Raw genomic sequence first — 11,543 nt, 5'->3', positions numbered from 1 at the left:
GTGGATGCGCCGCGAACCGCGGCGCGGCTATATTTCCTCAGATCTGGAGCGCCAGCCGGCGCGCATTGTCGATATGCAGACTGATCGCTTCAACCGCTTTTTGCGGATTGCGGCTCTCCATGGCTTCGATGACCGCCAAATGTTCGCGCATCACCGGCACCACACGACCGTCGATGCGGAAACGCTCCTGGTGGATCAGCCGGATTTTCACCGAGTTGACCAGATAGGCCTTGGCGATAATCTCGTTGCCGAGCGCATTGATGAAGGTGTCGTGCATCGCCCAGTCGATGTTCTGGGCCTTGGCTTCCATTTCCGGCGTCGGCGCCTGCCCGAGAGCTTGAGCCAGCATCTCTTCATGTTCGCGCCGCATGCGGGCAAGTTCGGCATCAGAAGCACTGGTCGTGAATAGCGCCACTGCCTCGCGTTCCATGAACAACCGAAACTGAAACGCCTCGCGGATCAGATTGATATCGATATGCGCGATCTGCATGCCGCGCTGCGGGATGGTGGTCAGCAGTCCCTCGGCCTCGAGACGCGGGACGATCTCGCGAATGGCACCCAGCGGCAGCCCGGTGAAAGCGACCAGTTCGCGCTGTGACACGAACTGCCCCGGCCGCAGATCGCGGGCCAGCAAATGCCGCGTGAAGCTGGCATAGGCTCTCTCCCGGAGAGTGATCGGTTCGCTGCCGTCTTCCACTTCAGCTCGCTTCCTTGTCGGTCAGCCCGGCCTTGTCGGTCAGGCCGCCTCTGTCGCAAACAGCCTGTCGTAGGCAGCGGCAAGCTGCCGCTGTCCCTGCGGATCGATCGCCTCCAGGGGCGGGCGGACCGCCAGCCAGTGCTCGTCGCCGGTCTTGCGCGCGACCATGACCTTCACCGCCGGCGTGACCGGGTATTTGAGCAATTCGAGCACGAAGTCTTCGACGCGTGGGTCGTCGCCCCCGTTTTCGACCATTGCCCGGATTTCGCCGGTAACAAAATTAGCCATGCCGGAAATCGCGCCCTGTCCGCCGCGGCGCACGCTTCTCGCCAGATGCCGTTCGTCGCCGATGAGGATCACCAGATCGCCGTGCGCCTCAAGCATCGCCTCACTGTAGCTCCAGTCCCCGCCGGAATCCTTCACCCCGGCCACCACAGCGGGAAAAGCGGCGCGCAGCCGGCCGATCAGCCCAAGCGGGAGCGGCACCATGGTGACTGAGGGGATGTTATAGAGCAGCACGTCGCGCGCCAGCGGACCGAGTGCGGCGAAGACGGCGGAAAACCATCCGAACAGCCCGTCCTCGCCGACATTCTTGAAGTAGCTCGGCGGAGCGAGCAGAATGTTGCGAACGCCGCGCTGCAAAGCGTGCCGGGCCTGATCGGCGGCATCTTCGGCTGCATCGACCAGCACTCCGGCGACGAGCTGATGTGGCGGAATACCGGCCGCCAGCATGGCCTCGGTGACGATCCGTCGCTCGTCGGTGCCGACTGAGGCTCCTTCGCCGGTGGTGCCGAACAGCGTCGCGCTGCTGCAGCCGGCGCCAAGGCAGGCTCGGGCATGCGCGATCATCGGCGCGAGCGCTATCTGCCCCGACGGGTCGAAGGGTGTGGTCAGGGCAACCGAAAGACCAAAGCGGGAAACCAATGCGATCTCCGTTGAAATCAATGTGGACGTAGCGTTAGCACGCTAACATGTCAGATGTAAACGGGTGATCTTGCCAACTCGACATCGCCGAACGGCGCTGCCGCGGCAGCGCCATCGCCGATCATTTTCGCCGCTCGAACATCACATATGCAGCTGTCCCCGAGTCTCTGCGGGATTGGCTGGACGAGGCAGCCTAAGCTCGATCAAGTGGCGACGAGGTGACCGTCGCCAACATCTTCGAGCTTGAGTTTCCGAGGCTCGTCACCGATGCGCCGCACAGCGCTTGGAATTTCGCTGTCCAAACGGACGAACCTGGCGCGGCGCCGGCTTGGATCGGGAACCGGAACGGCTTCGATCAGCCGCTTTGTGTAAGGATGGCGCGGGTTGGAGAAGATCTGGTCGCGGGTGCCCATCTCGACGATCTGCCCCAGATACATTACCGCCACGCGATCGGAGATGTTCTCGACCACCGCCATGTCGTGCGAGATGAAGAGATATGCGACGCCGAATTCGCGCTGCAGCTCCTTCAGCAATCTTAACACGCGCGCCTGCACCGACACGTCGAGAGCAGAGACGCTCTCGTCGGCAATGATCAGCTTTGGTCGCAGCGCCAGCGCCCGTGCAATGCAGATTCGCTGGCGCTGCCCGCCGGAGAATTCGTGGGGATAGCGCTCCATCTGGTCAGCGGAGAGGCCGACGCGTTCGAACAGAGCGGCGATCTGGGCATGCCGTTGCTCTCTGTCGCCGAGGCCGTGGATCAGCAGAGGCTCGGCGACGAGATCGCCTACCCGCATGCGCGGGTCGAGGGACGCGAAGGGATCCTGAAAGATCATCTGCACATTGCGGCGGACAGCCTTGCGCTCCTTGCGGCTGAGCGCCGACAGGTCGTGGCCGCCGATTGAAATGCTGCCGGTGAAGGGCACCAGTCCGGCGATCGCCTTGGCCGTCGTCGACTTGCCGCAGCCCGATTCGCCGACCAGCGACAGGGTTTCGTGCAGCGCGATCGAGAAACTCACGCCTTCGACCGCGTGCACCCTGCGGTCAACGCGGCCGAAGAAGCCGCCGTGCAGGTCGAAGCGGACGTGAAGATCGCTGACAGATACAAGCTCGGCCGGCATGTTGGCGGCATCTTGTCGGTCTTCGGCCGTCCGTCCACCGCCGATACGCGGCACGGCGGCCAGAAGCTCGCGTGTATAGTCGGCCTGCGGGCGATTGAAGATGTCAGCCGCCCTGCCCTGCTCGACCATCCGGCCGTCGCGCATGATGATGACGCGGTCCGCCATCTCGGCGACGACGCCCATGTCGTGCGTGATCAGGATAACACTGGTGCCGTGCTCGCGCTGCAGGTCGCGCAGCAGCTCCAGCACCTCGCCCTGAACCGTAACATCGAGGGCGGTCGTCGGCTCATCGGCGATCAGCACGTCCGGGTTCAGGGCCAGAGCCATGGCAATCATCACGCGCTGGCGCATGCCGCCTGAGAGTTCGAGCGGATAGTGCTCGAGCCGCCGTTCGGCATCCGGAATTCGGACTGCCTTCAGCGCCTCGAGCGCCCTCAGCCGCGAGTTGGAGCGCGACATCGAGGTGTGTGCCTCGATCGCCTCCTTGAGCTGACGGCCGACGGACAGAACCGGATTGAGCGACGTCATCGGTTCCTGAAAGATCATGGCAATACGGTTGCCGCGGATGCGGCGCATGCGGCTCTCGCTGAGAGCCGCGAGATCCTGATCGCCGAGTCGGATGGAGCCTGATCTGATGCGTGCCGCCGGCTGCGGCAGCAAGCCCATGATGGCCAGCGCCATCATCGACTTGCCGGAACCGGACTCGCCGGCGATGCAAAGCGTTTCGCCGCGCATCAGGCCGAATGTCAGGTCGGAAACGACGTCGCGCTCGCCCTCCTCGCCGCGCACGGCGACGCTCAGACCTGAGACGCTGAGTACCGGTCTGACAGAGCCACTCTCCGCGGCGGCCTGCCCGGATCGTTTGATGTCCTCCACCTTCATTCAAAGACGCAGCGGGGGAAGTAGAACGAAACCACCCAGTTGGGCATGTCGACGATCTCGCTGATGCGCAGGTCACCGCAAACCGAGACGAGCATATAGGCATCTACCGGATCCATCCCGTAGCGGCCGGAGAGCAGGTCGATCATCTGGGAAACGGCGCTCCTGGCGCCGTGCATCAGATCCGGCCCGATACCGGTTGTCACCTCATAGCCCTTGGCGTCGAGATGCCGCGACACCGGACCGGGCGTTGTGAAACGCGGCGTCCGCAGCCGGGCATCCTTGACCAGATCGAGCGTCAGCACGGCGTTCATGGGGCTCTCGATCGCCGTGCCGCAGACCTCGCCGTCACCCTGCGCGGCGTGCGTGTCGCCGACCGAGAACAACGCTCCCGCGACCTCCACGGGCAGGTAGAGAACCGTGCCGGCGGCGAGATCGCGGATGTCCAGATTGCCGCCCACGCGCCGCGGCGGGACCACCGAATGCAGACCCGGCTCAGCCGGGGCACTGCCGATGGTGCCGGCGAAGGGCTTGAGCGGCACCCGGCCGCTCTTGCCGAACAGCGCCGGTTCGAGCGAGGCGGCGTCGTACTTCCAGATATTCAGTGCCGGTTGAGTGAAGTCATCCGCCAGCAGACCGAATCCCGGGATATTCGCCGTCCAGCCGAAGCCGGACGGCTTGAACGCCTCGATGGTGATTTTCAGGGCATCGCCCGGCTCTGCCCCTTCGACATAGATTGGCCCAGTGACCGGGTTCACCTTGGCAAAGTCGAGCAAAGCAACGTCGTCGACGGTGCTCTCCATCGTCAGCTGCCCGCCGGACGAGTCCAGGCACTGGAACTCGATCGTCGACCCTGGCGCCACCCGTTCGGTCGGGACAAAGGAATTGTCCCAGCCGAAATGATGGTGGCGCCCGTGGATGGTGTAGTCGCAGTTATTGCACATCGGTCACATACACATTGTCGTAGTTGATCGGGATGTGGACCGGGTCGACATAGAGGTTGTCGGCGCCACCCATGCGGGTTGATTTCATGGTGAAACGCTGCTCGTTGAAGACCGGTGCCCAGGGCGCGTCTTCCATGATCTTGCCGTAGATCTCGCTCCACATCTTGGCGCGTTCGCCAGCCTTGGCCGGGTCGACGATGGAGTCGGCTTCGGCCGCCTTGGCATCGAGCTCCTTGTTGCAATACCACGACCAGTTCCAGCCGCCCGGGACGGCACCAGCGCAGCCGAGGATCGGGCCGTAGAAGTTCGACGGATCGGGGAAGTCGGCGATCCAGGCCATGCCGCCGGACCAGATCATCGGCGCACCGGCCTTGTCGCCGCCGGCGGCGATGACGTTGGCCTGCGCGAGCGACTGGATGCTGGCCTTGATGCCGACCGCCGCCAGATCCTGCTGAATGGCCTGCGCGATGCGCGGGTTGGGATCGGTGTTCATGGCAAACAGCTGCGTGTCAAATCCGTCGGGATGCCCGGCCTCGGCAAGCGAGGCCTTGGCCTTGGCCACGTCATAGGGATAGCCCTTGAATTCCTTGTCATAGCCGGGCATCGACGGCGGCAACGGCTGATTGGCCGGCACCGCACGGTTGTTGATCAGCTGGACGATGCGGTCCTTGTTGATCGCCATGTTGACCGCCTGCCGCACCTTCACGTTGTCGAAGGGCGCCATGGTGGTATTCATGGTGATATAGCCGGTGTGCAACTGGCCGCCCTCGACGACACGGGCCTTCTGCTCGGGATCGGCCATCACCTCCTGGAATTTCGCCGGCGGAATGCCGTCGCCGGGAACGTCGATCTCGCCTTTCTGGAGCCGCAGCAGCGCCACGATCGGCTCCTGGCCGATCTCAAAGGTGATCTTGTCGAGATGCGGCAGACCCTTGTGCCAGTAATCCGGGTTGCGCTCGAAGACCACGCGCTGGCCGAGCGTCCATTCGGCGAGCTTGAAGGCGCCGGTTCCGACCGGATGTTTGCCGAAGTCCGCGCCGTATTTTTCGACTTCTTCCTTCGGCACGACATGCGAGAAGTTGATCGCCATGACATGCAGGAAGGTGGCGTCGGGCCGGGTCAGCTCGAACTTGATCGTGTAGGGATCGACGACGGTTATGCCCGCCAGGCTTTCCGCCTTGCCGGCAGCGACGTTGTCATAGCCTTTGATCGAGCCGAAGAAGCCGGCACCCGGGCTCTGTGTCTTTGGATTGGTGACCCGGTCGAGCGAATATTTCACGTCGTCGGCGGTCATCTCGCGGCCATTGTGGAACTTCACGCCGTGGCGCAGCTTGAAGGTGAAGGTCTTGCCGTCGGGCGCAATCTCGTAGCTCTCGGCAAGGTCGGGCCGCAGGTTGGTGGTGCCCGGCTCGTAGTCCATCAGCCCGTCGAACAGGCTCTTGATCATCGACCAGTTCTGCCAGTCATAGCCGATGGCCGGATCGAGCGTGGCGACGTCGTCCTTGTAGGTGATGGTGATCGCGCCGCCCTGCTTGGCATTCGGATCGACGGCGTCTTCGGCACGTACGCTTGTCATGCCAAGCACCAGCGCAAGCGCCGATGCCGCCACGGTCGATATCAGATATTTTCTCATGTCATGTTCCCTTTCTCTGGTTTTCTTGGTTTTCATCTGAGCTTGATGCGTGGATCGATGAACGGTGCGACAGTGTCGGCCAGGAGATTGCCGAGCACGATGGCAAAGGCCGAAACCAGGGTGACCCCCATGATGATCGGAATATCGATGCGCTGAATGGCCTGCCAGGCTAGCTGGCCGATGCCTGGCCAGCCGAACACGCTTTCGACAACCACGATGCCGCCCATGAAGATGCCGATGTCGATGCCGATCATGGCGATGACCGGCAGGATGGCGTTGGGCAGCGCGTGCCGGAAGATAATGGCGCTGCGTGTAAGACCCTTGGCACGCGCGGTACGCACGTAATCCTGGCGCAGCACGTCGATCATCGACGAGCGCATCATGCGGGCGTACCAGCCGGCACCGAGAATTCCCATGGTCAGCGATGGCAGCACCAGATGACGCCAGGTGCCGTAACCGCCGATCGGGAACCAGCCGAGCCGCACCGCGAACACATAAAGCAGCAGCAGGCCGACGACGAATTGCGGCGCCGAGACGCCGACGAAGGAGGCGACCATCAGCGACTGGTCGGTGGCGGTGCCACGCTTGACGGCGGCGATGAGGCCCATCGTCAGCCCGATCACGACTTCGCAGGCAATTGCGCCGAGCATCAGCAGCAGGCTTGCCGGCAGCCGCGAGACGATAAGCTCCGTGACCTCCGAGCGCTGGATGTAGGAGCGCCCCAGATCGCCGCTGAGCAGACTGATCAGATAGTGCCAATACTGGACGACGAAGGGCTGATCGAGGCCGAGCTGCCGGCGGATGTTTTCGACCGTCTCGGGCGTGGCGCTGCGGCCGGCGATCTGGCGGACGGGATCGGCGGGCAGCAGATAGAGCAACGCAAAGGTGATCAGGGAGACGCCGAGCAAGATGAGCACGGACTGGACAACGCGGCGGCCGAGATAGGCGATCATGCCCGCCCCCTTTGCGTCGGATCGAGGATGTCGCGCAGCGCATCGCCGACCAGGTTAAAGGCTAGCGCCAGCGCCAGGATCGCCGCACCCGGAAAGAAAACCAGCCAGGGCGCTGCCTGAAAATAGGTTTGGTTTTCGAAGATGATGTTGCCCCAGGAAGCAGTCGGCGGTTGCACGCCGATGCCGAGATAGCTGAGCGTCGCTTCAAGAAGCACCGTCGTCGAGATGCCGAGCGTGCCCCAGACGATGATCGTCGGCAAAAGGTGCGGCAGGATATGACGAAACAGGATGCGCGGGGCGCTTGCGCCGATGGTGCGCTCGGCATCGATGAACTCGCGCTCGGAGAGCGAACTTGTCTCGGTGTAGATGACGCGGGCGGTCTGCACCCAGTTCACCAATGCGATCACCATGGCGACGATCCATAGGCTCGGCTGGAGCACCGCCGCCAGGCAGATGGCGAGCAGCAGCGCCGGGAAGGCCATCATCAAATCGGTGAAACGCATAAGCGCGCTGCCGATCCAGCCGCGGAAATAGCCGGCCGTGATGCCGACCAACGTGCCGATCAGAAGCGCCACGCCATTGGCGACGATGCCGATGATCAGCGACGTGCGCGCGCCGAAAAGGAGACGGGTCAGCAGGTCGCGGCCAAGCAGGTCGGTGCCCAGCCAGAATTGGGCCCCCGGCGGCAGTGGCGCGCCTTCAAGCGTGAGCCCGTCGAACATCTGCTCGTTTGGATCGTAGCCTGTCAGCCACGGTGCAAGAATGGCGCCGGCCAAGACAACGGCAATAATCCCGAGGCCGAGCAAAGCGAGAGGCCGTTTTAGCAGACGTCGCCAGACGCCGGCGCGAGGCTTGGCTGGCATACGCCCGGCGGCCGAAAGCTCAGGCGCGATCGGATTGGTCATCGTCGCCTTCTTCTTGTGTCATCGCCACGATCCTGCGCGCGGCTTCCTCGACACTGATTTGCCAGCTCATCGCCAGCGAGCGGAGCTGCGCATAGGCACGGCCGTCCTCGGCGCCCTTCGACAAGACCTCCACCGCGCGTACGATGGTCTGGCGCTCCGCGACCCGCTGACGAAGCGAGGCAATCTCGCTGGCCAGAAGCTTGCGCGCCTCGAAACTCTGCCTTGCGATCAAAAGCGCGCTATAGACGCCGGCATTGCCGACCGGTTTCAGCAACTGCGCATCGGCCTTGTGCGACAATGCCCATTCGACGCGCCCCGGCGCCTCGGAGCCGATCAGTGCTATCAGCGGCATCGGTGCCTCGCCCGGCTTCCACGGAAATTGCTCGTCAAAGCCGAGATCGACGTCGAAGAAGACGAAGTCCGCCGCCAAGGCTTCGGCCGGCAGTTCCGGCCAGAAGCCAATCGCCTCAAGGCCGATGGCCGACAATTGCCTTGTGATCGCCTGCACGGTCGGATGTGGACGATGCAGGACAAAAGCCCTGGCGCCTCCAAGGTTCGGGATACGCGCCATCTTGCTCACGACACCACCCGCAGGCGTGGCCGCCCGAACGTCTCCGTCCGGTCATAGCGGGAAAGGTAGGGATCGGGTGCCACGCCCTTCGTCAGCGTGACCGTTTTGAACGATGTTCCATCGATACGTCCGATTAGCACCGGCAAGGTAGCATGCTGGGTTTGCGGGTCGATGGCGATGTCGCCCAGTGGCGTTCGAAATGATGTTTCGGTAAAGAACTTGGGAAGGTCCGTCCATTGTGCACCGGGGTTGCGGGTGAGGATCTCGGCGAGCATGCGCACCGAGGCATAAGCCGCCGCCTCGAAGGATGAGGCCGGCATGACGGACGGCACTGGAGCCGCACCGCGATCCGCCCCCGAGATGTCGTGAAAATAGGGCCCAACGGAAAGGTGGCCATCGCCTGCCCCGTTGAGTGCCGGCAATTCGCATTCCGTGAGATTGCAGGACAGGATCGGGCAACGCTCCGGCCTGAAATGCGGGTCGCGCCGGCCAAGCTCCGCATAGGCAGCGATGAAGGCATAAGAAGAAGGGCCGATGAGATTGTTCAGAATGAAATCAGGTCTCGTCGCCTGTATCTCCGCGATCAGCCGCGCAACATCGACCTCGCCGAGCGGCAGATAACGTTCGCCCAGCACCTTGCCGCCAGCGTCCGCAATCAGGTCGCGCGCCACGCGGTTGGTCTCCCAACCCCAGATGTAGTTGGAACCGAGCAGGAAGCCGTCGGCGCCGAAACGAGGCACGACATAGGCAAGCAGCGGTACGAGATGCTGATTGGGGCAGGCGTGTGTGTAGACGACATGCTCGTTGGCTTCGAAGCCCTCGTACGGGCAGGCGTACCACAGCGTGCTGCCTGCCCTCTCCAGGATTGGAATGACCTCCTTGCGGCTCCACGAGGTGACGCAGCCAACGATGTGACGCGCGCCGCTGTTGGCGAGGATGTCCGCGCAGCCGCTTGCATAGCGATCGATGTTGCCCTGCGGGTCGCGCTCGATCGGGATGAATTCGAATGGGATAGCGGGATCGGCGTTGACGTCGGCGATGGCGTTCATCGCACCCGCACGGCAGGATTCGGACACCAGCCGGTAGTTGCCGGACCGCGAATAGAGAATGCCGATCTCGATATGCCGTTTCAAGCAATGCCTCAAAATGACAATGCCCCGCAGCCACCGCCGCCAGGCGAGAGCATACGAGGCATTCTTGCCGCCCGGCGGTCAGAGCCGGTATTTGTCCTCACCGTATTACGCCCGCGCTCCCAGTCAAGAGCCGCCACGCGAAACTTTGGCCAGCCGAAACGGTTCGGCGCGGAGCACGCAACTCATGCCGCTGGTCGTGTAGAGTCCGCCAGGAACCAAAATTGCTGATGTCCAGGTATGGGGCCGGACAAACCCGGTTCGCTACCATTCAAAGCAACGACTTTAATATCGGTTTACCTGAATCTGCTAGCAGCAATGACGCCGGTTTTTCGTCGGTCAAGCAAAGGGTTCCACCTTGCCGCAGCAATTCAGCACTCCGTTCGGTCACCGGGGCGATCGCAACTGGCCGAGGTTGCACGGCTTCATGGGCGTCGAGTTGGAACGCGCGCCCGATGTTCTCGTGCCTCGCGTCGCCTTGGCCCGGAAGCTCGGTGGATGGGACTTTGGTGGCGGGAGCCGGGCTTGAGCGTCATTCGCGCCTTGCAAGGCGCCGACCTCCCGGCAGTTGCGAACATGTTTCAGCGCGTGCTGTTGAAGGAGAGGACCGAAGCGCCGGCCTCTCTCGTGGAATACATGAAACGGTTTTATCTGGATGCGCCCGGTTGCGCAGACAACCTCCGGTCGCTTGTCCATGTCAACGACGCCGGTCGCGTCTCCGGATTTGTCGGCGTCCACGTCCTGCCGATGACGTTCAACGGCCGACAACTACGCGCGGCCATCTGTAGCTCGCTCATGGTCGAGGACCATGAGCACGACCCGCTGGCCGGCGCCCGCTTGCTGAAAGCTTACCTGGATGGTCCGCAGGACATCTCCTTCAGCGAGACGGCCAACGATATTTCCGTGAAATTGTGGACCCGGCTGCGCGGCGTGGTCCTGCCGCAATACAGCCTTGACTGGGTCCGCGTGATGCGCCCCGCGGCCTTCATGCTCAGCCTTTCCGCCAATCGCATGGCGCTTGCGCGAATGCTCAATCCGCTGGCGCGTACAGTCGACCGATTTTACTGCAGAAGGATGACGTCCAGCGAACGACGCTGGTCGGGTGTGGCGGTGGACGGGGCAGGCCACGGAGCATTTCGTACATCCGAAATCGACAGCCACGCATTTGCCAGGCTCATCGAACCGTTTACCGCTCAATTCGCCCTGCGCCCGGAATGGACGGAAGACCAACTCGACCACATCCTGACCGATGCGGCACAAAAACCGGATCTGGGCGAGCTTGTCTACGTTTGTGTGACGTCGCCAGTCGGCACCAATGTCGGCGCTTTCGCCTATTACGCACGAAAGTATGAAATTGGTCGCGTGCTGCAGATCTTCGCCCTCCCCGGCCAGGCGGGCCCGGTGATTGACTGCCTGATCGATCACGCCGCCACGCGCGGCGTCAGCGGCCTGCGCGGACGCATTCAACCTGCACTTCTGGAGGCGATGCTTGGACGACGCATTGCTTTCCTGACCGTTGCCTCAACGGTGGTGCATTCACGTGATCCAGAGCTTCTGGACGCGATGAAGAACTCGCAAGTCTTCCTGAACGGGCTTGCGGGCGAGCAGTGGAGCCGGCTGATCGGTAGCCGCTTCAGCTGAGGCGGATGCGTTCAAGTTCAATCCCGCTCTATCTATTTGTTTTAGCCGCGTTCCACTTGGCTGCGAAATGCTTGGGTCAAAACCCAATCACTCTGAACGACCGAGTTCGACCCTTTGCCGTCATCCAGTTGGGAGCGTCGCATGACGC

At 62.9% G+C, this 11,543-nt stretch carries 10 protein-coding genes; 1 reads left to right on the top strand and 9 read right to left on the bottom strand.

Features of this window, described 5'->3' with window-relative positions; all coding sequences use genetic code 11:
- Positions 1–37: 37 nt before the first annotated feature.
- The 9 genes from NKI52_RS13800 to NKI52_RS13760 all read right to left on the bottom strand — a co-directional run bounded on the left by NKI52_RS13800 (position 38) and on the right by NKI52_RS13760 (position 9,757).
- Complete coding sequence (locus NKI52_RS13800; protein ID WP_352698291.1) at positions 38–697, bottom strand: GntR family transcriptional regulator; 660 nt, start codon at positions 695–697, stop codon at positions 38–40.
- A 39-nt stretch (positions 698–736) separates the two neighbouring features.
- Complete coding sequence (locus NKI52_RS13795; protein ID WP_352698289.1) at positions 737–1,621, bottom strand: dihydrodipicolinate synthase family protein; 885 nt, start codon at positions 1,619–1,621, stop codon at positions 737–739.
- 203 nt (positions 1,622–1,824) lie between these two features.
- Positions 1,825–3,621, bottom strand: a complete 1,797-nt coding sequence (locus tag NKI52_RS13790) for an ABC transporter ATP-binding protein (RefSeq protein WP_352698287.1) — start codon at positions 3,619–3,621, stop codon at positions 1,825–1,827.
- The gene (locus tag NKI52_RS13785) at positions 3,618–4,562 is read right to left on the bottom strand and encodes an acetamidase/formamidase family protein (protein ID WP_352692173.1); all 945 of its coding nucleotides are present in this window, start codon (positions 4,560–4,562) and stop codon (positions 3,618–3,620) included. The genes NKI52_RS13790 and NKI52_RS13785 overlap by 4 nt, the downstream gene beginning before the upstream one ends.
- Complete coding sequence (locus NKI52_RS13780) at positions 4,552–6,195, bottom strand: ABC transporter substrate-binding protein (protein ID WP_352698285.1); 1,644 nt, start codon at positions 6,193–6,195, stop codon at positions 4,552–4,554. The genes NKI52_RS13785 and NKI52_RS13780 overlap by 11 nt, the downstream gene beginning before the upstream one ends.
- 32 nt (positions 6,196–6,227) lie before the next feature.
- Positions 6,228–7,148, bottom strand: a complete 921-nt coding sequence (locus NKI52_RS13775; protein ID WP_352592449.1) for an ABC transporter permease — start codon at positions 7,146–7,148, stop codon at positions 6,228–6,230.
- Positions 7,145–8,011 carry an ABC transporter permease gene (locus NKI52_RS13770; protein WP_198023515.1) on the bottom strand — a complete coding sequence of 289 codons (867 nt, stop codon included), beginning with the start codon at positions 8,009–8,011 and terminating at the stop codon, positions 7,145–7,147. The genes NKI52_RS13775 and NKI52_RS13770 overlap by 4 nt, the downstream gene beginning before the upstream one ends.
- Before the next feature lie 19 nt (positions 8,012–8,030).
- Positions 8,031–8,633, bottom strand: coding sequence for an ANTAR domain-containing response regulator (locus tag NKI52_RS13765; RefSeq protein ID WP_352455770.1), 603 nt, complete (start codon positions 8,631–8,633; stop codon positions 8,031–8,033).
- On the bottom strand, positions 8,630–9,757 hold the full coding sequence (locus NKI52_RS13760; protein WP_352692175.1) for a transporter substrate-binding protein: 1,128 nt from the start codon (positions 9,755–9,757) through the stop codon (positions 8,630–8,632). The genes NKI52_RS13765 and NKI52_RS13760 overlap by 4 nt, the downstream gene beginning before the upstream one ends.
- A 522-nt stretch (positions 9,758–10,279) precedes the next feature.
- Between NKI52_RS13760 and NKI52_RS13755 the strand changes: the two genes are divergently transcribed.
- Entirely contained in the window at positions 10,280–11,395 is a 1,116-nt protein-coding gene (locus tag NKI52_RS13755) for a hypothetical protein (protein ID WP_352592441.1), read from the top strand.
- Positions 11,396–11,543 lie beyond the last annotated feature (148 nt).

Source organism: Mesorhizobium sp. M0590, assembly GCF_040320905.1.
GTDB lineage: Bacteria > Pseudomonadota > Alphaproteobacteria > Rhizobiales > Rhizobiaceae > Mesorhizobium.
Note: the sequence above shows the minus strand (reverse complement) of the source record. Positions and strands in the feature narration are given on the sequence as shown.